This window comes from Ornithinimicrobium faecis, from assembly GCF_023923225.1.
GTDB lineage: Bacteria > Actinomycetota > Actinomycetes > Actinomycetales > Dermatophilaceae > Ornithinicoccus > Ornithinicoccus faecis.
Map to the genome: position 1 here is coordinate 3525317 of NZ_CP099489.1, position 24430 is coordinate 3549746.

At 63.8% G+C, this 24430-nt stretch carries 10 protein-coding genes and 1 pseudogene; 5 read left to right on the forward strand and 6 right to left on the reverse strand.

Going from position 1 to position 24430, the window contains the following annotated elements; all coding sequences use genetic code 11:
• Nucleotides 1-347: 347 nt before the first annotated feature.
• Entirely contained in the window at nt 348-3215 is a 2868-nt protein-coding gene (locus NF556_RS16440; RefSeq protein ID WP_252592105.1) for a helicase-related protein, read from the reverse strand.
• Nucleotides 3216-3779: 564 nt separating this feature from the next.
• On the opposite strand from NF556_RS16440, the gene NF556_RS16445 reads away from it, so the two are divergent.
• The 3 genes from NF556_RS16445 (at nt 3780) to NF556_RS16455 (ending at nt 5609) form a co-directional block, all read left to right on the forward strand.
• Nucleotides 3780-4133 (forward strand): hypothetical protein, encoded by a 354-nt coding sequence (locus tag NF556_RS16445; RefSeq protein WP_252592106.1) that lies wholly within the window; start codon nt 3780-3782, stop codon nt 4131-4133.
• A 272-nt stretch (nt 4134-4405) separates the two neighbouring features.
• Entirely contained in the window at nt 4406-5419 is a 1014-nt protein-coding gene (locus NF556_RS16450; protein ID WP_252592107.1) for a hypothetical protein, read from the forward strand.
• 34 nt (nt 5420-5453) lie between these two features.
• Entirely contained in the window at nt 5454-5609 is a 156-nt protein-coding gene (locus NF556_RS16455) for a hypothetical protein (RefSeq protein WP_252592108.1), read from the forward strand.
• A gap of 449 nt (nt 5610-6058) precedes the next feature.
• On the opposite strand, the gene NF556_RS16460 is transcribed toward NF556_RS16455, so the two are convergent.
• From NF556_RS16460 to NF556_RS16475, 4 genes are all read right to left on the reverse strand, one after another.
• Nucleotides 6059-10912, reverse strand: a complete 4854-nt coding sequence (locus NF556_RS16460) for a helicase HerA domain-containing protein (RefSeq protein ID WP_252592109.1) — start codon at nt 10910-10912, stop codon at nt 6059-6061.
• 92 nt (nt 10913-11004) lie between these two features.
• Nucleotides 11005-12615, reverse strand: a complete 1611-nt coding sequence (locus NF556_RS16465; protein ID WP_252592110.1) for a methylation-associated defense system protein MAD7 family protein — start codon at nt 12613-12615, stop codon at nt 11005-11007.
• A complete protein-coding gene (locus NF556_RS16470) occupies nt 12612-16400 on the reverse strand; it encodes a protein kinase domain-containing protein (protein WP_252592111.1) in 3789 nt (1262 codons plus the stop codon). The genes NF556_RS16465 and NF556_RS16470 overlap by 4 nt, the downstream gene beginning before the upstream one ends.
• Nucleotides 16400-17962: a 3'-5' exonuclease gene (locus NF556_RS16475; protein WP_252592112.1), complete on the reverse strand. Its 1563-nt coding sequence runs from the start codon at nt 17960-17962 to the stop codon at nt 16400-16402. The genes NF556_RS16470 and NF556_RS16475 overlap by 1 nt, the downstream gene beginning before the upstream one ends.
• A 726-nt stretch (nt 17963-18688) precedes the next feature.
• Here NF556_RS16475 and NF556_RS16480 point away from each other — a divergent pair.
• Nucleotides 18689-21124: pseudogene (locus tag NF556_RS16480) on the forward strand (DNA gyrase/topoisomerase IV subunit A); the annotation flags it as partial.
• 1024 nt (nt 21125-22148) lie between these two features.
• Here the strand turns inward: NF556_RS16480 and NF556_RS16485 are convergent.
• Nucleotides 22149-22853, reverse strand: coding sequence for an NUDIX hydrolase (locus NF556_RS16485; RefSeq protein WP_252592113.1), 705 nt, complete (start codon nt 22851-22853; stop codon nt 22149-22151).
• Between the two features lie 87 nt (nt 22854-22940).
• Here NF556_RS16485 and NF556_RS16490 point away from each other — a divergent pair, with 87 nt between their 5' ends.
• Nucleotides 22941-24428, forward strand: a complete 1488-nt coding sequence (locus NF556_RS16490; RefSeq protein WP_252592114.1) for an ADP-ribosylglycohydrolase family protein — start codon at nt 22941-22943, stop codon at nt 24426-24428.
• Nucleotides 24429-24430: the final 2 nt, after the last annotated feature.

Below are 24430 nucleotides of genomic sequence, written 5' to 3' on the forward strand. Positions count from 1 at the left end.
TCGCCAGGGGCGCGGGCCCGGTCAGACCCGGTGAGGACACCCAGGTGACGGAACCCTCGGTGGCCAGCTCGAACTCCCCGGCGCGGTATCCCAGCACACCCAGCAGATCGGCATACAGCTCCCGGATCTCGGTCTCCCCCGGCCCCTCGACGAGGGCACCGAACCGACGCTCGAGGTCGCCACGCTGTTCGGTGAACCGGGACCGCGCGGTCTCGGCCTCCTCGGCGTCCCACTCCTTGCGCCGGGCGACCACCTGGGAGTGGAACGACTCGTTGCGCGCATCGGAGGTGAAGTAGTGCTCGCTGATCCACTCCTCACCGATGACGAAGGCGTCACTGGTGGCCATGTCAGCCCTCCTGCACGGGGTGGTCGGCGGGGACGACCAGCAGCAGAGGTCGCACCAGTTGTCGGTCGGGCTTCTGCTCGCGGGCGAGGCGTTGCTCCTCGGCGACGCTCATCCGGCGGGACTTGATCTGGGATCGCTGGATGAGGGCGTCGGCCTCCTCGGTCCAGTGCTGGGCACGGTTGACCCACGCGTCGACGCGCGCCAGAGCGTCGGACTCCGCCTCGGTGAAGGCGTTGCGGAGGTGCTGCTCTGCCTCGCGCACGGCCACCGGGATGAAGCGGTTGAGGGCGCTCGCGTCGGCCACCGCGCCGGGGTTGCTCATCGCCCCGGTGATCCCGAGCGAGGCGAGCATGGACTCTGGCGAGGCATGGGGCTGGACCACTGCGAAGCCCGGCTGGCCGCTGGGGAACTCCACCTGCAGCCAGGCCGAGGTCACGGTGTGGCCGGCGCGGTTGGTGAGCGAGCCGAGGAGGAGGACCGATGGGGTGTCGACCTCGCCACGCACGGCGAAGACCTCGTTGCGGCCCAGGCTGGCCAGGGCACGGTCGCTGATCCAGTCGAGCACCGGGTGGAGCGGGCCGAGGAAGTGCGCCTCCGGCCAGGTGGAGTCGGACTCATCGCTGAGGGCGTTGGCCAGCAGCTCCTTGCCACGGGTCTTGGTCGTGACGAGCTTGAACCGGTCGGTGACCTTGCGGTCGGCGAGGTAGGACTGGGGGAGCACCTCAAGCCGCTTCTTCAGGTCCGTGGGCGGGCTGAGCTCGACGATCCGCTCGTGGGCATGCTCCCGCCAACCCACCCCGCCACCCTGGGCCGCCAGGGGCTCCTCTGGCTGGCTGTAGACCTGCACGAGTGCCTGCTTCAGGAAATCTGACGCCTCGGCATACAGGCCCCCGTGGTTCTCTGTGGTGACGGTCGTCTCGGCGGTCGGGGTCGTGCCGCTGCCCAGCAGCCGGGCCCACAGCCCGCTGAAGTCGTCGCGCTGGGCGACGTCACCCGCGTCGTCGACGACGTCCTCGAAGCTCTGGTTCCCGGCCAGGACCTCACGGATGCGGCTCTCCTCGGCCTCGACCGTGTAGTCGCCCATCAGGCTGGCCGCGTCGCCGAGCGTGGTGTGCGCCTCGTGCTCCTTCTCGACCAGGCGAGTGAGGACGCGCAGGTCACCGGAGAACTTCGGGTGGGTCGGTTCCAGGAGCAGTGCGGTGATCTGCGGGCTCTTGCGCTGGCCGTAGCGGTCGATGCGGCCGTTGCGCTGCTCGAGCCGGATGAGGGACCAGGGGATGTCGTAGTGGACCAGCTGGTGGCACTGCAGGTGGAGGTTGACGCCCTCGGAGGCGACGTCGCCGGTGACGAGCACTCGAATGGGCGAGTTCTCCTGCTTGAAGCTCTCGACGATGGCCTGCTGGTCCTGGTCGGAGAGGCCACCGTGCAGGATCTCCACGGCGTCGTGCGGGAGCTCGCGGTCCTTGCGGATCTTGTCGGCGAGCCAGTGCAGGGTGGCGATGCGCTCGGCGAAGATGACGATGCGTTCAGGGCTGTTCTTGGCGATGCCGATCGTGCCGAGGAGGTCCAGGAGCGCGGCATACTTGCCGCCGGTTTCCTGGCGGGCTGACTGGTTGAGTTGGCGGAGGCGTTGGAGGGCCTCGGTCTCGGTGGCCTCGGCGGGGAGCTTGTCGTTGAGGCGCTTGATCCGCTCCTTGATGGTCTCCTCCAGTGCTGCCGGGGAGGACAGGAATGCCTTGGCGAGGGTCCAGGAGAAGAGTCGGCTCCCCTTGGAGTGTGGGGTGCTGCCGCTCTGCGGGTGCAGCCAGGTGTCGGCGAGTTCGTGGGCGACGTCGTCCTCGGCGGGCGAGGCGGGGACCAGATTGTTGACCGGTTCCTTGCGCTCGGCCCACGCGGCACCGACGACGCGGGCGACCTCGGGGCTGTTGCGGTGGCGGCGCAGCACCAGTCGTTCGACCTCGTCCTCGTCGAGGGAACCGTCTGGGCGGACTGCCGTGGGCTCGAGCAGTCGGATGAGCTCGGCGAAGGACTCGGCCTTGCCGTTGTGCGGCGTCGCCGAGGCCAGGATGAGGGCGTCCGTCTGCGGCGCCAGGACGGAGGCGAGCCGGTTGTTCTGGGTCGCCGAGTTGGTGATGTTGTGCGACTCGTCGATGACCACGGCGTCCCAGCGGTGGTTGCGCAGGTGCGCAAGGTAGCGGTCGCTCTTGAGCGTGTCGATCGAGATGATGACGCGCTTGTAGAGGGAGAACGGGTTGCGCGTCGCGGGGAGCTGCTGGCGGACCCGCTGGATGCCCACCGAGTCGAGGCGGACGAACGGCAGAGCGAAGCGGGTCCACATCTCGTGCTGCATCTGCTCAAGGACGTGGCGGGGTGTGACGATGAGGATCCGCTCACCGCGGCCCCTGCGGGCAAGTTCGGAGAGGATCATGCCCATCTCGAGAGTCTTGCCCAGGCCCACGGCGTCGGCGAGCAGGATGCGCGGTCGCAGGTTGGCCGGGTCGAGTGCGCGTCGGACGGCTTCGCGCTGATAGTCGAGCGGATCTGCCAGCGACTGCGCCGAGACCGTGATAGAGGTGTCGTTGACCGGCAGCGGGCTCTTGCGCAGCGTCGCCTCAAGCCAGAGGCGGGCCTTGCGGTTGCCCGGCGAGGCATCCCCGACGACCGTTGCCTCTGCTGGGTCGAGGACCTCGATCTTGTCGAGGCCCTGATAGAACATGGCGTTCGTGTCGCGGACCAGCTCTGTGAGGCCGCGGACTGACAGAAGGAGACCGTCCGTGGTCTGCTCGACCCCCGTGACGAGCCACTCTGCGTCGCGGACGACCACGACGGACCCTGGCGCCACTGCCAGGACGGAGCCGGTGCTAGCCAACTCACCCTCCTCAGATTGGACTGCTTAGCGAAACCCTACAGAAGCAGGCGCCGCCTCAGTTGGCTGGCCACGGGCACATCGCTCCCTTGACCTGCCAGAGCGACCGTTATGACGGGTTTAGGGTTCGCTCAACCTTCTGGTTCCTACAGACGCGAGCGTCACCGGACAGCCAGACGTCCCCATTGCGATGCGCACCAGAAGAGTCAAACTGCTTGCAGATACCGGCCCTTAGCCGCCTAGGGACCACGTATCAGTTGGTCAGCCAGTCCCGTGGAACAACGTTCTGGTTTTGCAGCGCCACTGTTGGCACCTCGCAAGCAGCAAGCCTGCCTTCCATACCGGCTCTGAGCGCGAGGCACCGCTTCTGTCGAACCCGTGGGTGTCACTGACGGTGGAGTACCACCCTCACGTCGGTCAATGGTCGCAGTTAACCACTCCCCCGAAGGCCCCTCGACTTACAGGCAGCGACCAACCGGAAGTTCCATCACCAAGCTAGGCTAGGATACTCTAGAGTTCATAGCCATTAACTTGGGCACTACGACGCCCTTCATTTGCAGGAGAACCATGGGCCTCTTCGCCGACACACGCACCAAGACCAAGTTCGCGAGGGCGGTGCAGCCAATAGCTACAGCTTGGGAAATGCAAGAAATTGGCCACTTGGTCACAGCCTTTCGGACCGCCCTTCCAATCGCCAGAGAGATCCTTGCCGAACTCGAAGGAAAGCAGTCACTGAGTTCTGTTTATCAGCAAGCTCACGAAAACACGCGACAAGCTGCCGAACTTCTGGAGGCATGTTGCGCAAACTTTCTAGCCAGCATCGTCACCGAAGGTGATCGACTGAAGTCATGGCATCCCGAAGTCGCCGAAAGCTGCGTCCGGGGGGCAGTGACTGCCTTTGCCGCCGCGACGTCGGACTGAGTTCGATTACGCCCTGCCACACTAGCGTTCCGGCCCTTGATAAGCAGGCAGGACTACAGCTCTGTCGTCACAGTCTGTAAGGCTCGGCGGCGGCAGCGATGCATCGTCACCTGGCGAACCCTGAACGCCTATCGACGGATGCTGCCTGAGCCCTTAGCTCACATGGGTCACCTATGCTCAGCCTTAAAGAGGGTGGGCACTCCCTGAGACATCAGTCAGACATATTTCAATGAGCTACGTTTAACGACCGAAGGAATAGAAAAATGAAGACTATGCGATCAGACTTCACCAAGGCTGGGTCGACGCTAAACATGCCTCGGCAACGTGAGAACTATCGACAGTTGCACGACTGGCTGGTAAATGAACTGGCTCTCCCAGCCACGGAGCGGGTCCTTGCAGTAACCAACTATCAGCAAGGCAGGTTTGGTCGCATGCCAAGCCACGTGCTGCTCGTCACGAGTGCTCGCATCGCCTATACGCACGATGGCGGCCTCCGAGCGCTGCCGCTGTCAGACCTTGACCCGAACCGACTCGGACTAAAAACTGGAGTCGTGAATGGTGAGTTGGTGTTAGCTACCACTTCTGGCGAAGAACTGATATTTCGACGAGGGATGTCTCTCGCGATACAAGAAGTCAGCACTTCACTCGAGTTTGCGATGGCGACAAAGGGGGGATCGGCGGATACTGCAGTGATGACCTCCCCTTTCCCCAACAACAATTCGACAACTACCGAAGTCGCCCCGCCGGAAGACAATGGGATCGGCGGAGTCGGCGACGAGGTAGTTTCGTTTCAGAAGCCGATCGATGGCGTTTCAGTCATCCGCATCGAGGGCAACACCAGCCGCGAACACTTCGCCGTCTGGACACTGTCGCCGCAGTACGAGCACGTTGACCTACTCACGAACACGAGTGAGCCACATTCCGGATATCACGTCCTCGGCGCTAATGGCCCAGTTGCTGGGTTACAGATCACAGCTTCGGGACCCTGGCGAGTGACGCCGACTGACTGGGACGATATCCCCGATTGGAGAGGCCCCCTGAGCGGCGTGGGGCCAGCAGTCTGGCGAACAGACAATGACTTGACTCCAAGCACTATCGGGTGCCCCGCGCAACTCACCGTGGACGGCTCCGACGTGGTCGCGTTCTGGGCCTATGGATCCAACCCAAGTCTCCTCGTGAACGCGGTCGGACCGTATACGGGCACTGTACTCATTCCGGCAGGAACGCAGTTCACAACTCTGTCCTGCTCAGGACGCTGGAACTTCAGGCCTTTGGGTCAGAACTAGCACCGGACTTCTTCCGCACCGGATGTGTCCTGCTTTGGCTCCACCACCTGGATCTGCCGCGACCTCCCCGGCTGAGGCCACGTGCAGCATCCGCGCCGTCCTCCTCGAGCGCAACGTGCGCGACCGCGACATCGACCACCCCCTGCAACCGAATCGCTCCGACATCGACGTGCTGGACCTCAACCTGTAGGTGCACCCTGGGACATGCCCGTGACCTCACCTTCCTGACCATGGACTGCTCGACACAGCCACCATCGCCGAGGTCACGGGCACTTCACGTCAAGCGAAGCCCCCGGCGTGCCCGGCCAAGTTAGAAGAGCCCCTTCAGTGCGTCGGCGACCAGCCGGGGCAGCCCCCCACGGAGAACCCACGGCGCCCTTGCTCAGCCGTTGGGCCCTGACCACCGGCACGGCGTGGGTGGCGATCAGGGTTCGCCAGCAATGCGTTAAGGCCACGCACCCACTCAGTAGACCGCGCGAATGCTCCCCATCTAACGAGACAAGATGCCTCGACATCTGTGAAGGCCAGGCATTCAGCCGTGCCGACGGCGTATCTAGATGCCCGCCCATGAGGGCATACTCTCCTGCCGGGCCGAATCCTGACGTTCAGGACGCCACTTACCGGGTCAACCTCAATGCTTCAACCCTCCGACATGTAGGTCCTGCGAGCTTGTGGGTGGTCGGGTGTCGCCACGTATGCGACGCCTACGCCGAGCTTCTCGATCTCCACGCTGAGGTCGGCACCACTTCTCCCGCGCAAATACCCGGCCACGCCCCGAGAGGCGGGGTAGTTCGTGCGGAAGACTATTTTGGTGCCAGCGTTCGCTAGGACATCCTTGTGGAAGTCGTCGGCGTTCTGGCTCGCCACGACGACGCTCATCCCGTACTTTCGCCCTTCCTTCATGAGCTTGGGCAGGGTCACGTCCCGCGCCATGCGGTGTGCCTCATCCAGGACTACGGCCAGTTTCATCGTCCGGTCCTGCGGCCACTTAAACATCTCCCGGTAGATCTTGCGAAGTATGAAGGAGGCCGCGAATAGCTGAACCTCCTCGAGGCCAAGATGGCTGAGGTCGACGACCACACCGCTGCGATAGGTCTTGAGGAGGTCGAAAGCCTCGTCTGCGTCATCCCGGAAGAGACCGAAGTCCGTCATAGGTCGCAACCTCTGGCGAGCGTTCTTTCCCCGAGCGTCCGCCTCGGCCGCCTCGACCGCAGGCCCAAACTCGCTGATCACCGGAAGACTGCCTCCCAGTGTGGTTCCGTCCCAGCCGTGAGAGGCGTACATGGATTGGAGCGCGTCGTACACGTGATTCCGTTGGATCTCCCCCAGGTTGGTGACGTAAGCAACGATCTCTGAGACTTCCCATGCGGTCGTGTTGATTGGCCGCCCCATCCTCACCTCTGCCTCGAACGGACTGAAGGGAAGCCCTTCCGCAGCATTGAGGACTGTCGCGCCCGCCGGAGGGTCCTCAGCCATGTCGCCATGGAAGTCGAAGACGAGTGATGGCAGTCCCTGTGCAGCAAACCTCCGGATGATGTGACGCGTGGTGACCGACTTCCCCTGCCCCGGTATACCGAGGATGAAGGCGTGCGGGCTTCCCTGAGTGCTGACTCGCCACAGGACGTCTGAGGAGTGCGCATCAACGCCCAACACCGTCTCTACCTCAAGGGGATAGTCCGACTCCGACTCGTTCGCCTCACCATCTCCATTGTTGGTGCTATCCGGTGACGTCTCGCTTTTGCTGGCAGCCTCCAAGATCTGACTCTTCGTCCCAGGGCCGCCCGCCGACACGGGTACCACCGCATCCTCGGTAACCTCGGCGTTCTTCTCCGCGGCGGGGCCAGACTCATCACCCAGTTTCTGGCTAGATCTCCCCTCGTCTTGGCGCTCGGGCTGAGCAGGCCCTGACGCGGGGCGGGGAGGTTGTTGAGGCTGCTGGGTGGTCGTGGAAGCCCTCAGTTCGCCACCTGCCGATTGGGGCAGCACGGTGGTGAAACCAAGCTGGCCTAAATCCGCCGCAGTCAGTACGGTGAGCGGGACCTCGCCGTACTTCTTCTTGAAGCCCTCGTCGCCATCCAGACTGATGACATACCCCCGCAACGAGATCTCCGGTGAGATCTGGCCCTCTGTCACTCGGTCGATGTGGCGGTGAATGTCAGCCGCCTTCTCCTCGGGGATCAGACCGTTTCTAACGGAGCGATCTGCGTAGTAGTGAAGCACGCTCGCCAAGCGGGCAAGCTGCAGCTTGGTATCGATGCGAGGCGGGTCGTTAGCGAAGAACCGTGCCTCCAACGCCCGCTTGGTGTCCTGGACCTGGTTCACGATGTGGTCAGCCAGCATCTGCGGGAGTCGGGCCTCCTTTCGCGACTTGACCTCAACACACTCGATCTTGAACGAACGCTGGTTGACCCGCACGAGGAGCAGGTCACAGCGTCGCGCGGGACCCGCATCTCGTGCTGCAGCACCGAAAATCTCTGGGTGCGCGTCCACGGGAACGACGATCAGCCCATCTAGCTCACCACGCGCTCGCAGATGGGTCACGACTGCTGCCAGGGAGACTGCCTCTCTCGCCCTGTTGTTGCTCTCGAGCAAGCGCAACGCAAGTCTTCCGGAGACGACAGCCAAGGTGGACAAGACGGCACCCACGCTGTGTTGAACGGTCGCCAGACCAAGCTCGCGCATGGCACCTTCTAGGAGAACTTCTACCTCGCGCCGGTTTCCCGTCGTGACGGTCAGCCGCTCCCCGATTCCCTCCACAAAGTCCGGGGCATAGTCGAGGATGTAGGCCTCGCCGAAGGAGCCCTCTCCCCCGGACTCGAAGAGGTCGACGCCGACGAAACGGTCGACGCCGATCACCCAGTCAGCTCGAGAGTGAGCAGCAGAGATGCGGGCCTGCCCCTCGCCATCCAGGATCACGCGAACCGAGGGGACGGCCCCGTCTGGCCCTGAATAGTACCGTGCCACAGCGCGCTGATGTGCCCGGTGCACAGCAGGAAGCCCGCCATCCCCACCTCCCACAGCCGCCGCACTCTCCCAGACGAGATCGCCGGCGTCGTTGAAGGAGCGCGTCACGAGAGGAACCAACAGGTCCTCGAATGCAGGCTGGCGTTCAGGGGCCGAGGCAAAGCCGACGGTCGGAGTCCCAATGTCCTGCATCAGGGCTAGGTGAGCATCCTGAGGGTCCGACTTCAGCTCGTTCACAGAGCGGAGGGCTAGCGACACGGGGGGAACCAGGTGGGTCGTCCTGCGAGCCAGATCCTTGCGGCGGAGTGCACGTTGCAGGTCGGCCAACGCCGACACCGGTCTCGTGAAAGACGGATTGTCCGAGTAGGCCAACAGCTCAAGCCTACGAGGATCATCCTCGTCCTCCAGGTCGGCCCGGACGGGCTGGCGAAGCGCTCCGGCGAGGAGCTCCCCGGAGCCCGGATTGACTGCGAGAATCCGCAGTGTCCCGCCCGGGTTGTGTGCGCCCTCGTACGCCCGGATCCGTTCGGCGACCATCTGCGAGGACGCTCGCATCGTCGATCCTGCCCGTTGGAGGCCGAGGACCGAGGCCACCGACTCGGCCGCCGCCTCACTCTCGACGTTCCCAGGAACGAGATAGAGTCCAGCACCGAACGTCAGCTCTTCGGCGTAGACAGCTACCTGCCCCTCACAAGGGACGGTGAACGGCAGATTAGCCGGCACAACCTGGCTGATCAGCACTGGATCGGCCATCCGTGCCCGCGCTCCCCGGGGGGCGATGTCCGTCAGCTGTCGGGCCCAGTCCCGCAGGACACGGTCGTGGTTCGCTGCCCAAGCGGCCCGCAGCGGATGCGTGGGCAGCACAATCACTGCACTCACCACGGTGTTACTGCGCAACACGTCCAGTTGGAGGGTGTCCATCTGCAGCAAGCTCTCCAGATGCTGGCCTGACTGCTGCTCTAGCGCACGCTTGTATGACGCTGCGTACACCGCGGCCAGATCTTGCAGATCGCCGTCCCAGGCCGTCGCCTCCATCGTGTCGCGATGCGTCGTCGCTGCGAGTGCCGCGAGGAATTCTGAGCGAGCTTTGCCGAGAGCAGGGGGGAGGGTCAACTCGACCTCCTGAATACTCAACGGGTCCAAGGGAGTCCCGTGCGACGTCCGCGCCCAGAAGTGCAGGGCGCGCTCTGGGTGAGCGGTCGCAACTCGTTGGCAGCTAATCAAAGGGGCACAGATGCGCACCTGGACGGCTCGTCTGTTCCCCAGCCTTAGGGAGAAGACCTGCCCCTCCAGGTCCCATGACGGAAGATCCTCGGACAAGTCATCGAGCCCATCGTGGGCCGCCCTGAGGACAGCCTCGGGAATGCTCGCAGCCGCCGTTCGTCTCGGCTTGGATTCCGATTCCGGCCCGCCAACGACTTGAAACTCCTGACTATCCGCTTCAGCAGGCTCTCCGGCGGTTAGATTGATCGACTCACCGTGCTCCCCCAACGCCTTGACACTCACCACGAAGCGTGTGCCCTCGGTTAGGGAGTCCTCTTCCAGCTCGACCTTGATGGTCCCTTGCCTCCGACTTCCCGGGAGAACCGTCGAGGCGAGCGGAATCGTGTCCTCGGTCCGCAGGTCGTCCGGCGGCACAACCAACAGTTCCCACCTCGCGACCCCCGCAACCTTCGGGGGGCCCGTCTTCCACTTGACTGTGACCAGTCCAGGACGGTCCTCTGGGACCTCCAGGACGAGTTGTCCATCGGCTCCCTGCTTGAGCTTGCTCCACTTCTCCAGGGCGCCACCCGTGCGGGTAAAGGAGACGACTTCCAGCTCCACGAGGTCGTCAGCCACATCCTCCGCCAGCGCCCACCGGTCGAAGGCGAGGCCCGGCAGGCTCTCAGCGATCGTCCGCGTCCACAGCCGTGGGTTCGCCAACTGAGCACCCCGCTGCTCACAGAACTGACGGAGCGGCGCTCGCCATGGCCCCTCCTGCAGGCCGGCGACAGTGAACCTCTCGTCCATGGCTGCCGCCGGTCGTGCAGGCCGGCTGATCGCATTCACGGCCAGGCGGTTCCGCTCCACCCTCGAGCCCGGGTCAGGCCCGTGGTCCGGCACCAGTCCGACCATCCAGAGGTTCTCCCCAAATGACCTGACCGTCGAGTCAAGGCACAGCTGCGCCAAGAAGAGGCTCCACGCTTCCCTGCCTTGAGTCCGCAGCCACCGCCTATTCCGTGAGACGAGATCACGGACACCTTCGTCCTCAATGCGGTTCATCAGCAGACGCTCGACCTGTGTGAAGGTGTCGAGGACTGGGATCCGTTGAAAGGAGTTGTCCAGCGAGCTGGCGGCATGTCCTTCACCGGCAGGAACCACGAGCACGCAGGCCTGCTGTTTGCGGTTCCGGATCTCGATGGCCCGCTCTGCAGCGATGTCCTGCTCACCTTCAGGGACGGCTCGCAAGATGTGGACTGCAGCGCCAGGAAGTTCCGCGGCCAGAGTGGATGCGAGGTCGGGTGCGAGATCAGTGTTGACGTCATCCACGCGCACACAGTGCCCTGGCTCAGCGTCCTGGAGCTGGGACGCCAGATGTTCAGCGAGCGTCGAAGCGAGCAGATCGTGGCTAGAAGAACTCATCACACAGCCTCTCTTGGTCTGGTCACGAACTGAGCACTGAAATCGTCAGACAACCCCTCGAAGCAACCGAGGAGCTTCATCCGTTGGGTGAATGCGGAGAGGTTCTCTGCGGCGCCGGCCCGAGCATCTGCGGAATCCAGGTCTGGCGGAGGTGATGCGATGAGCAGACCGAAACGCTCCTCCAGCCGAGCCAGGACCTCGCGGATCGGGAGGCGCGAGGTCGTACGCTGGCCGCTCTCGTCAACGAATAACATGCAGAGCAGGGCGACCAGGCTCTCGTCCGACAGCGAATAACGCCAACTGGAGCGGGACCGGAGCTCTCCCTTGAGTAGGCCGTAGGACTTTTTGATCCCACCCGCCGAGTGGAACCACTTGACTTGGTTCTCCAGGCCACGCTTTCGCAGACCCTCCACCAGGATCGCGGTGAGCTGGTGCGCAGCGCTTAATCCATGGGAATCTCTGAGCTCCGCGATGAAGGAGCGGCCTTCGTCATCTGCTGCCAGGCCTCCCTCGATCTGACCGACCTGCATCTTCAGCGCCATCTGCATCATGGGGTCGTCTTGCATGGCAGCAAGTCCAGCCAACTGAGCGGCAGCGGTCTCACCGAGGTCTGGTCGAGTGGGGAGTAGAGGGACTGCGTCCTGAAGAGAGCGCAGGAGCAGGCGGTCACCAAAGAAGGTTCGCATCACCTCGAGATCGCGCTGGACGGACATGCGGGAGAGTTCGTCGGACGGGTGGCCGCGTCGACGCACGAAGTCTACGTACTGAGCACAAGGATTCCTGGCTGAGGAAGGTGGTAATTCCCCGGACAGGAGTGCCCTGATCACACGTGCCGTGACGATCGGCAGCTGGAACAGGCGCAGGCTGAGGAGAGCCGAGAAGTGGGTATACGCTTCAGCGACGGGGAGCTTGGGCCCGTAGAAAGTCAAGAACTCCAAGAGATCACGAGCAATGGGGTCCACCGCCGAGGGCACTGGGGGATCTAGCCGGTCCAGCTCCCGATTGTGGGCCTCATTGCCGGTGAACTGCTCGATAAACCTGAGCGCCAGCAAGGTGTCGATGTCTACTTCAGACCCGTCGTAGGCTGGATTGGTGGATGGGAACGGACCAAGCTCCACGCCCCGGCCAAAGGTGTCCAGGAATAGTCGCTGGATCACGGCAGACTCGTTCGACTCACCGCGATCCCTTAGCGCGCGAGCCGTGACCTTGTAGACAAGGGCATCGGCCTTTCTGTTGCGTGACTGGCTCCGGGGTAGACCACTGCGGTATGCAGCGACCGTGAGAGGCATCAGGTAGCCCATCTGGACCGTGTCGCGGCGAAGCCCAGCCGTCTCCTGCACCAGCACCGAAGAGCGGATCCATCCGTCGAGGACCTCCAACCCGCGCTCACCCTCGACACCGGTGAGGTGTGGCGAACCTTGAAGCTTTGCGAGATATCCCTCGTAGTCCTTCGTGTCCACCTTGGATCCTGAGACCCGACCGCGCTTCACCGCTCGCTCCAGGATCTTGGTCATCATGCGGTCGACATCAGTGTCGTTGAGCTCCACGTTTATGACGTTCTCGGTGATCAACGAGTTCTGGGGGAGGCCCTTTGGGATGGCGAACCTCATGCGTCGACGCCCCCCTCGATGTGAAACGCGATGTCAACGCCAGAAATCGTGGCGGTGGAAACCGATCCGGACGAGTCAACGATGTGGGCCGCCTTGGACGGCTGCATACTCAGCTGCCCGACGAATGCGTCGATCTCCTGGCGAATCGCGTCAGAAGCTGCATCGTCCACAAGCTCCCCGTCTGCCGCGCGTAGAATCATTTCCGCTGTGTCGAGATTGAGCCTCAGCGTGTGCCGGACCGATCCGCCTACATGTTGCAGCTCCAGGAGGTCAGGGATGGTCTCCACATAGCGGTGGGTAGAGTCCGCGACCTGCACGGTGAAGGACTCTGGCTCGATGGCGTGCAAGACCGCCCATCTGGAGTCTTGCGCGCCCATATTGAATGCTAGTCCCGGCTGCGCATAACCGGGCGCTCCAAGAAGCCGGCTCATACCTAGGAGCAGGCGGTTCCTGGTCCCGGCCGGATCTGTGTCCGTGAGCATGGTGAGGAACTCGTCCAGATGCCGATACACTCGCACGTTGTCCCTGCCGACGCCCTGATACGCGTGGTCGCCGAAGTAGATGGCTCGAGCGGCGCTCTCTCCACTTCGGAAGAACGCCCCTCCCTCGGAACCAGTCGACAGCCGACGGATACGGTCAACGACTGGGCTCGGGACCAGCGCTGGGTCGAGGTCGCTCCACTCGTCGACGAGGTAGTCGTTGCTGTCGGTCACGAAAGCCAGGTCGTGGGTCAGTGCGTCTGCCATCAGCCGCGGGTCCTTCCCCGTCTTCACCAGCTCGTGCACGTCAGGACAGTTTCTGTCACCGGTGATGAGCCACGCAGCAGCGGACCGTACATCTCGGAAAGTAGCTCGGCGACGGCGGCGCAAGTGGCTGATCAACATCAGTTCGCTGAAGGCTGCTGCCCCCTCGCCCTTTAGACTGTCTCGGTTACTCAGGATCGGACACAGCGCACGAGCGGCACACGATGAGCAGTCACTCCACAACTCCGCGCGGACCAACGATGCCAGGGCCGTGTCTGCCAGGCCCTTCCCGACTCCCGATGCTAACGCTCGACGTTTGAGGTCAACAAGCACCACTCTGGACTCGGCGGCATCCCCCCCGGAGAGCTGGTCCTGGATCTCGAACCACCAGTCTTCGTAGGCATCGCTATTGTCCTCGAAGAACTGGTGCAACCGTCCGTCGTTGATAGCGATGAGGGCTGTGGCGGGGCCTTCCTTCCCTGACATGACGGGCTCGAGCGCTTGCTTCACCAGTTCGTCCGAGGTGAGCTCACCATGCGCTTCGCTCGCGTCGAATACTGCGTGAAAGTTCCTGCCGTTCAGCTCGAGCACCCATCCCGCATCGTCCTCATGCAAAGTGCTCGCTCCTTGATTCTTGAGCATCTGGCCCAGTTGCACCAAAAGGGATGTCTTTCCATCTCCAGGGTTCCCACTCAACAGGACCACATCCAACTCTCCCGCGAGCACTCGCGGAATGAGCCGATCATCAAGCCGAGTAGGGACATATGTCGCGAGCGCAAAATCGTCGTCCAGACCACGGTTGCCAGCATTGCCGTCCGCGCTCGCGCGGTACAGCCTTCTGATCGCTCCGACATTAAGATTGACGAGAAAATCGCCATCCTCGGAAGCATCCGCCGGGCTCGGAGCCAGCTGGGTGCTCCGTAGGAGATTAAGGAAGTCCTTGGCGGACCGCGGCCTCTCAGCAGGGTCTCCTTTTGCTCCACGTAGGAACGTCTCAAGCAGGTGCTCACCGCCCAACCCCCATGCGAATTGCTCATCCTGGGTCGGGGGAAGAAGCTCGAAGCTGCCCGAGGCAGTCGAGCTGATCGGTCTGCCCAGCATGGCGTAGGCCATCGCGGCAGAGAATCCGAACAGGTCGCTAGCGACCGTCGCCGGCGCACCCTTGAGTAACTCCGGGGCAGCGAACTTAGGCGTTTGGCCGCTCGGCTGCTCGCCGGAGCGCACCATGAGGCCGAAGTCGATGAGCTTGGCGGAGTTGCCATCGGGGGCGACGATCACATTGGACGGAGTCACGTCCCCGTGGACTAGGTCACGACCATGGATGTAGTCCAGGCCGCTCAGCACGTCTGAGGCGATCGCCCTCAGTTGCTCGATCGTGAACGCTTGGCCCTCCTCCCCAAGACTTTCCCCCTCGACATGCTCCGATACGATGTATAGCGGCGCCTCATTGACGTGGAGGTCATAGACCCCGCCGAGGTAGTCCGAGTGCAGGTTATGGGCGGAACGGAATTCCGCCCGGACGTTCTCTGGCAGATCGGCATGAAACTGCTTCAGGACTAGAGACAACTCGCGTTGGCGGTCATAGACTTTCCATGACGTCGCGAATCCGCCTCGGCCCAACTCTTCAACGATTTCGTACCGATCACCGATCAGACCGCCTTCCTCGAATACACCCAGCGCCGTAGTGACTGCAGGCGTCTCCACGCGCACAGGCCTCAACTGCTCAGCCAGATCATCTGCCCCTGGTCGCTCTTTCGCGTCACCCGACAGCGCCTTCAAGATGGGCTCGGCCCACGGGTGGACCTTGGCCACCGCCTGACGCAGCTGATCGTGCGTGAGATCCAGTACGTCCCGCCCCAGGAGCCAGTAGGCCAAGCACATAGCCAGGCTGTAGACATCAGACTTCTTGCTAGCGAGAGAGATGCTGGGCGCGGACTCGGGTGATCTGAAGTCCTCGCTCATGTCGCCGTCCACTGCCCACAGGGCGATGGACTCGTCTCCGACGACGCGTGCGAGGTTGAGATCACTGAACATGACCCGCCGCTTCTGGTGAAGCCAGATACGTTTTGGATGTAACGCTCGGTGCACGAGCCCAGCCTCGTGCAGGTCATGCAGAGCGTTAAAGGCGTCCATCGCGACAGCACGTGCCAGCTCTGCGTCCAGCTGACCGTCAACGCGTTCCGGAACGCTCTTCTGCACCGACTGGTGAAGGGTCATCCCGCCGCGGGGCGGGACGACAGGGACAACGAACAGACCACTCGCGTCGTCCTTGATAGGCGGGTAAGCCCTCCATGTCCGTCCGAGGTCCGCGACGCGGTTTACGGCCACGTACTCCCGTTGGAGGAACTCCTCGGGATCTCCCTGAACACCGAGGGCCGCCATCGGATAGCACTTAAGGACAACGCGCTCGCCTGCGGAGTCGAGCGCAGACCAAGACTGCTCCTGGCCCGCGCTGGCCAGCCGGGCCTCCAATGTGTAGGAACCTATAGTCGGTTTCCCACCAGGCTTAGGCAGATCGTCTAGGTAGGTAATCACTGGGCGGCGTGCCCGCCCTAGGGGCGCTCCGGCGAACTCGCGATCGAGCGTAACCAGCGAACGCGCCGCTTCTTCGAGGCTCCAGATGCGCTCGCGCTCATCGTGGTTTGGCCCCATCAGCACCTGCAGCTTGGAGTGGCTCAGCACCACGGCCGGCACGACGCGGTGTGCACGCCCGAGGTTCCTGTACCCCTTGGCGTTCTGCTTTAGCGTAGTTGCCACGATGCGTGCCACCTGGGCCACGCGATTGAGCGGATTCGGCCTCGGGTCATCGCGGACATACCAATGGTTGTCATCGACGACCACGGTGGGGCCCCATGCCTTTTCCTCAACAACGAAGACCAGGTTCTCCCCGACCACGACGAGGTCGGCGTCGTCGCGGTTCGGCCCGGGCAACTTCCGACCAGCGAAGATCACCCAGTCATCGGGCAGCGTGCTGGCAAGGTACTCAGCAGTCTTCTGCTCCCCAGGCCCGACGTAATCACCCTTCACCCTCAGGTCTGCCATCAATCCTCCTCGGGGTAGTCATCGGGCCAAACCCACTGTCGAACGAGTTCGTGGGGCAACGCTCGAATCCTATCCAGGTAGACGTTTTCCTTGTTGTACGTGAGCACCAGCTGATCCTTCGCTCGGGTCGAGCCGACATAACCACTGCGTCCTTCCCTACTCGCACGATCGCTCCCGTCAGGGTTGGTCAGGTGCTCCATACCGACGAGGAATACGACATCGAACTCGTAACCCTTCGCAGAGTGGACCGTCATGACCTTGACGACGGGATTCGCCAGGTCGAACTCTGCAGCTTTGTTCGGGTATACAGCTCCTGCTGGGATACCCGCCTTCTTCAGGCCATAGAGCACCCTTCCCATATCCCACTTGCGCGTCACCAGGACGCCGATGTCCTGGGGCTTACGCCCATCTATCTGTAGGATCATTTGGATGTCCTTGGCAACCGCATCAGCGATTCCCTCGACGCTCTCCGCCCACACGAGGTCGACTGGTTCACCGTCGGGGGCCTGTTCCTTGCCGTCAACATCCATTGTCGGATCCAGCGCCGAAGTCACGTCGAGAATCTGGCGCGTCGATCGGTAGGGTTTAGACAGAGTCGCCACCTCCACTTTACGTCCGGCGAGAGCAACGTCCCTGTCGACGTCTCGGTATAGGGCTTGCTTTGGGTCCCCACCGAGGGTCGCGCCGCCACGGTCAGGTCGTACAGCTGCCAGGATTAAGCGAGTCCAGGCATCCATGAAGTCCTGCCACTCGTCGATCAGGACGGCGTCAAAGACTGGTCTAATTTCCTTGAGCACCCTTGCAACGTCCCGCTCAGCCTGTTCTTCATCGCTTAACGAAACTCTCACCCGCAGGAAACTCGCGAGCCTTCCAACGGTGAACACGCTGATGTTGGCATGCCCCCAGACCAGCGACTCTAGGTAGGGCACGAGTGTGCGGTTGTAGCAGAGCAACCCGATCCGCCATCCGGGGTGCTGACTGGCTAACCACTTAGCCCTCGCTGCTAGAACAAGTGTTTTCCCACTACCCGGCGGTCCGGTGAGTAGCAGGACGTCCTCGACGGGCCGACAGGCAATCTCACTTTGCTCTTCGTCAAGCACAAGCCGCTGGAAGGCCCTAGCCGTCGCCCCCTCATCGAAGAGCGGATCTCGCCGCGGGACGTCGATGCTGAGGCGTGGAGCGAAGTGCGCGGAAACCGCCCTGCGTGCGTCTTCGTCCATGCCCCTTCGAGCAAGGTGATTCAGGAACACGCCTCCGAGGGCATCCGCGACCGTCGCGACCTGCCCACCGGTAACGGCAGCCCCGTTGGTGACGACCAGTCTCTGTGCTGGGACCCGCGAGATTTCCGGAATATCCATGCGCAATCGGCCGAGCTTCCGGTTGAGCTCCACGAGGCCGCCTGCTTCATCGTCCGCGAGGTCGATGACAAGGACTCCCCAAACCTTGTCTACAGCGACTACTGCCGGAAGCCCCTCTGACTTCGGCCAGTAGACATCGAAGCCAGCGCTGCTGAGGTGCGTGGACAGCGCTTCTTCAATAGCCGTCGAACCAGCAGTAGCCATCCTGCTAGCACCCCATTCTGTCCAGATGCTCCGTCCCACGCCTCATCGCGTGCCTGCTCTCCGCATCTTGTCATGCTCCCCGGGTCATGTCCTACCCGCCCCTCCCAGTCGGCGCGGACGAGCTGCGACCTCTATCGAGGTGAAGGGCCACCGAGAATCTCGCTGCCTTGATTCAGCTTCCCCGCTTCGGCTTCGCGGAGCCGAAAGGCGCTGCCCTTCACTCAGTAGCACCAGCGCCTTTTCTCGCGGCGACCCCGGCTCGTCCTGAACCAGCAACACAGGGTGCTGGGAGTCATTCCGAACAGCTGCCCGACCGAGTCCACTGCCGCTTCAATCCAGCATGCCGACATCCTCCAAGGACTGTGCAGATCGGCTCGGTGCCCGACGAGTCGCAGTGGCGTTGAGATCGAGCACCGCATACCGGCATTCGGTCCTCGAAGTCCTGAACAGTCGATTCAAGCACCTCACCGGTCCCGCACTCGTCTTCCACCCCTCTCACCCGCTAAGTTACCCGTGCTCTGCCGGAGTCCGGAAGATTCGCGTCTCCACTTACAGACCGCTTACGAGGAGCCAGAACTCCGAGTGTCCTCGCAGACGCGTTGTCCCACCCACTCCCAACCGCTTCATCCTCTTCATATCGACTACCCGCAGGTCGACTACCCGCAGGCACACGGCGCTCGACTAGCCTTGATAGAAACGATCCACATTCGATAATGGGGGTGGCAGATGTCTTCTAGGTGGGACGATGCTGATCGGACGTTCGCAACTCAGGGTCGCATTCTAGACTCGGACATCCGGGATGAGATGCAGGGAGCGTTCCTGGAGTATGCCTACTCGGTGATCTACTCCCGGGCGCTGCCGGATGCCCGCGACGGGTTGAAGCCGGTGCAGCGCCGGATCCTGTTTGGGATGCACGAGATGGGGCTGCGCCCGGACAAGGCGCACGTCAAGAGCTCGCGTGTGGTCGGTGACGTGATGGGTAAGTACCACCCGCACGGTGACACCGCGATCTATGACGCCCTGGTGCGCATGGCCCAGCCGTTCACGATGCGCCTGCCGCTCGTCGATGGGCACGGCAACTTCGGCTCGCTGGACGACGGGCCGGCCGCCAGCCGCTACACCGAGGCCCGCCCAGCGCCTGCTGCGCTGTTGATGACGGGCAGCCTGGACGAGGAGACTGTCGCCTTCGTCCCCAACTATGACGACCAGCTGATGCAGCCGGACGTGCTGCCCGCAGCGTTCCCGAACCTGCTGGTCAACGGCGCCTCGGGCATTGCGGTCGGCATGGCGACCAACATGGCGCCGCACAATCTCGGCGAGGTCATCGGCGCCGCACGGCACCTGATCGCCCACCCGGACGCGAGCCTGGATGATCTGATGCGCTTCGTGCCCGGCCCCGACCTGCCCCAGGGCGGTCGGATCGTCGGGCTGGACGGCATCCGCGACGCCTATGAGAGTGGCCGCGGCTCGTTCCGCACCCGCGCCCTGGCCCGCATCGAGAACATCACTGCCCGCCGCAAGGGCATCGTGGTCACCGAGCTGCCCTATCTGGTCGGCGCGGAGAAGGTCATCGACAAGGTCAAGACCCTCGTGCAGTCCAAGAAGTTGCAGGGCATCAGCGCCATCAACGACCTGACCGACCGCACCAAGGGCCTGCACCTGGTCATCGAGATCAAGAACGGTTTCAACCCCGAGGCTGTCCTGGCCCAGCTCTACAAGCTCACCCCGATGGAGGAGAGCTTCGGCATCAACAACGTCGCTCTGGTCGAGGGGCAGCCGCGCACCCTCGGGCTGCGCGAGCTGCTCAAGGTCTATGTCGAGTTCCGCACCGACGTGGTGCGCCGGCGCACGGCCTATCGGCTGCGCCGCAAGGAGGAGCGGCTGCACCTGGTCGAGGGCCTGCTCATCGCCATCCTCGACATCGACGAGGTCATCCAGCTGATCCGCGCCGCCGATGACGTGGCGACCGCCCGCGAGCGGTTGATCCAGGTCTTCGACCTCTCCGAGCTGCAGGCCAACTACATCCTGGACCTGCAGCTGCGACGCCTGACCAAGTTTTCCCGCATCGAGTTGGAGACCGAGCGCGACGAGCTGCTGCGAGACATCGAGGCACTGCGCGCGCTGCTCGAGGACCACCAGCTGCTGCTCAACCTGGTCTCCGACGAGCTGGCCGCGGTCGCCAAGGAACACGGCACCCCGCGCCGCACCGTCCTGCTGGAGTCCGACGGCGTGTCCGCCACCGCCGCAGCCTCCACCCCGCTGGAGGTCACCGACGACCCGTGCTGGGTGCTGCTCAGCTCGACCGGGCTGCTGGCCCGGACCTCGACCGATGAGCCGTTGGGCACCGGCGGGTCACGCCGCAAGCACGACGTCATCGTCTCGGCGGTGCGCACCACCGCCCGCGGGTCGGTCGGTCTGGTCACCTCGGCCGGCACGGTGGTGCGCATCTCGGCCCTTGAATTGCCGACATTGCCCCCGACCAACGGTGCACCGACACTCTCTGGAGGTGCTCCCCTGGCGGCCTTCGTCGACCTGCCAGCGGGCGCACTGCCACTGGCCCTCTGCTCGCTGGAGGACACGGGTCAGGGGCTGGCGCTCGGCACCCGCAACGGCATCGTCAAGCGGGTCAACCCGGACTATCCCGGCAACAAGGACGAGTTTGAGGTCATCTCCCTCAAGGACGGCGACCAGGTCGTCGGCGCGGTCGAGCTGACCACCGGCGAGGAGGAGCTGGTCTTCGTCACCAACGATGCTCAGCTGCTGCACTTCAGCGCCTCGGGCGTGCGCGCCCAGGGCCGCAGCGGTGGCGGCATCGCCGGCATCAAGTTGGCCAAGGACGCTGCCGTGCAGGGCTTCTGGGCGGTCGATTCCTCGGCCGAGAACGTCGTGGTCACGGTCTCCGGGTCCTCGGGCGCGCTCCCCGGCACCCAGACCGGGTCGGTCAAGGTCACCCCATTCGAGGAATATCCCGCCAAGGGCCGCGCCACCGGCGGCGTGCGCTGCCACCGGTTCCTGCGCGGCGAGGACGCGCTGCTGCTCGGCTGGGCCGGCGCCGCTCCCGCGATGGCCGCCTCCGGCAACGGCGCAGCGGTCGACCTGCCCGAGGCCAACGGCAAGCGGGACGGCTACGGCACCTCGGCGAGAACTGCCATCAAACGTGTATCGACCCCACTTTCCGCTCAGCTATACAGCGGCACTGAGTCGAGACAGACAGACAAGAGTATGGGCTGGAGGGCACAGTTTGACTACCGCCCCAGCACGGAGAATCCTCAAGACTATCCCTCACCCTCGCAAGCACGAGAAAACAGCACCTCCCGCCCCGAACACATCCGGTCCCCAAGTGGCATACTCCGCGAGACCCAGAAAGATGAAGAGAAATGGGTATACACTCCGCCATCTCCCAGCATCCGGGCAACTCCGGAAACGTTCGATATGTGGCGTGCGGCGCAGGATGCGCATGAGATTCGTTACTCACTTGGCCGCAGGGGCCCATTGTCCACATCTGGACCGTTTGGTGAACCAGGCGGCCTATACCTACTCGACTCAGATGCCAACCAAATTACCCTGGCGGTCGCTCGATCGTTGGACGCAGCAGCCTTAGCACTAGAGCGGACTCCAGCGAGCTTGGCGTCAAATCGGGCAAAGGCCTTCTGGACGACCGGAACAGAAATGCAACTCCAGTCAAAGAGCCCAGTTCTCCAGGAACTGAGGAGCGCACTGCGACCCGGCCGCCCAATCCTGATAAACTCTGCAAATGACTGGTATAAGGCTCCGACATCGGCTGGAATTTACCGGATATACCGAACTACGCGAGGAGAGACTGAGGTCTACGTCGGTCGATCCAACAACCTGAAGAGACGCTTGATGAATCACGAGAAGATCAAAGGGAGGGCTTGGGATAGCACGGAACTTGGCATTAGCAGAATTGAATGCCTCCCCGCCTTACCGCACCATAGCCTGAAGCTCTGGACTGTCATTGATCTTGACAGGGCCGAAGCGGAACACATATCTAGAGCGCGGCGGAGAGAATTGCACGGCGGCCCGAAAGTGGTCAACATAACCTCTGGGAGGAATGGTCCGCCGAGCGCCGCCCCGGCCCGAGTTCTAGTTTGGACAGCCCCTTCTTCGGGCCCCTCGGTTTGACATTTCCCTACATTCGACGATGGCGACCAGCCTTGACAGCTGGTCACCCACGACGCAGAACCGGCGGGTGCAGCTGGGTGGCCGGCCCAACGACATACAGCATGGCGGGTCGTCCACCACCGCGGGCGGTCCGTGCCCCCGTCTCTGCCAGGAAGTCCTCGGCGCCGGTGACCTTTCGGTGGAAGTTGCGGGGGTCGATGCGCGTGCCCCAGACCGCCTCATAGACCTCGCGGAGTTCACCGACTGTGAAGGGCTCGCGGACGAAGGCGGTGGCGAGACTTGAATACTCCAGCTTGGCGCGGCCCCGCTCGAGCCCGTCGGTCAGAATCTCTCGGTGGTCGAAGGCAAGATCTTGACTTAGTGCCTCCTCGACTGGCACCCAGCGCGCATCGGCTGCGTCGCTGCCTGCGCGTGCCTCGGGCAGGTCCGCACCGAGCGCCAACCACGCCACGCTGACCACCCGCATCCGTTCGTCACGGTTGGGCGCGCCATAAGTGCGCAACTGTTCTAGCACCACGTCACGCTCACCGACCCCGGCTTCCTCGGCTAATTCACGATAGGCGGCCGCCTCGATGTCCTCATCGACATGAGTGAAGCCTCCAGGCAGGGCCCACTGCCCCTCAAATGGTGACCCGCCCCGCTGGATCAGGAGCACACACAACCGCCCCTCGCGCAGGGTGAGCACCACCAGGTCGGCAGTGACGGCGAACGGCGGGTACTTGGTCTCGTCGTACTTCTTCGCGGCCATGCCCTCAACCCTAACTTCTTATCGTCGATTTGACGATTGCCATACCAACGTGACACAATTTCGTCAGTTTGACGAGAAGGAGATCCCATGATGAGACTCAGCAGTGCCCAGCACGACCGCGCAGCCGGCGTGCTTCTAACCCAGGCCGTGGGCGACGCCCTCGGCGTGCCCTACGAGTTCGCCACTCCCCCGGCTGGTGAGCCGCAGATGCTCGGCGGCGGCCTTGGTCCGTTTGCACCCGGCGAATGGTCCGACGACACCCAGATGGCGGTCTGCATCGCGCAGGTCGCCGCCACCGACATCGCCCTCGACAGTCCCGCATGGATCGACCAGGTGGCCGAGCAGTTCCTCAGCTGGTGGGGCTCCCACCCTGCGGACGTCGGCATCCAGACGGCGCATGTCCTGCGCGAGGTGAGCCGTGACGCGAACCGCGATGCCGAGCCTGTTGGCGCCCGCATGGCCTCGGTCGCACGCGAGCTCCACGAGCGCACCGGCCGCACGGCCGGCAACGGTGCGCTGATGCGCACCGGCGTCGTCGGCCTCACTCGACTGGAGCACCGCGCCGCCACGGCGTCCGCAGCCCGGGCCGTGGCCGAGCTGACGCACACCGACCCGCTCGCGGGCGACTCCTGCGTGCTGTGGTGCGAGGCGATCCGCATCGCCGTGATCGACGGACGGCTCGACCTGGCTGGCGGCCTGGACCTGCTGCCTGACGAGCGTCGCGATCAGTGGGCCAGGTGGATCGCCGAAGCAGAGTCGAGCGACCCTCGCGTCTTCGACCGCAACGGGTTCACGGTCACCGCTCTGCAGGCGGCCTGGTCGGCGATCGTGCACTCCGGCCGCACTGTCACCGGCCCGGAGCACGTCGGAGCCGCCCTGACTGCCGCCATCCAGATCGGACACGACACCGACACCGTCGCCGCGATCGCCGGCGCGCTGCTGGGCGCGCGCTATGGCGCCTCCGCCCTCCCCTTCCGCTGGACCCGCCTCGTGCACGGCTGGCCCGGGCTGCGCGCGCAGGACCTGATCGCGCTCGCCCTGCGAACCGCCAAGCAGGGCAGCGTGCACGACAGCACCTGGCCGCGCGCAACCACCATGGTGTCCGGCCGCGATCGGTCCCTGGCCGCGCCGCACCCGCAGGACGACAAGGTTCTGCTCGGCACCATGACCGACCTGGACCGGGTGACTGAGCTCGGTGTCGACGCGGTCGTATCACTCTGCCGCCTCGGCAGCGACGACTTCGCGCCCGCGGGCATCGCGCCGACTGACCACGGCGTCTTCTGGCTCATCGACCACGACGACCCGGCCCACAACCAGCACCTGGACCATGTGCTGACCCAGGCCGCCACCGCGGTCCGTGATCTGCGCGCCGAGGGCCGCACCGTGTTGCTGCACTGTGTCGCGGCGCACCACCGCACCCCTGCGGTCGCGCTGCGCTACGCCCAGCTGCTCGGCCACGACGGCCCGCAGGTCGCCGACCAGATCGCCGCGTCGATCGACCACGACCCGAACGGCCACCTCTGGGACACCGCCCGGCAGGGCCCCGACGGTGACGTGACCACCGCCGCCAACTGACG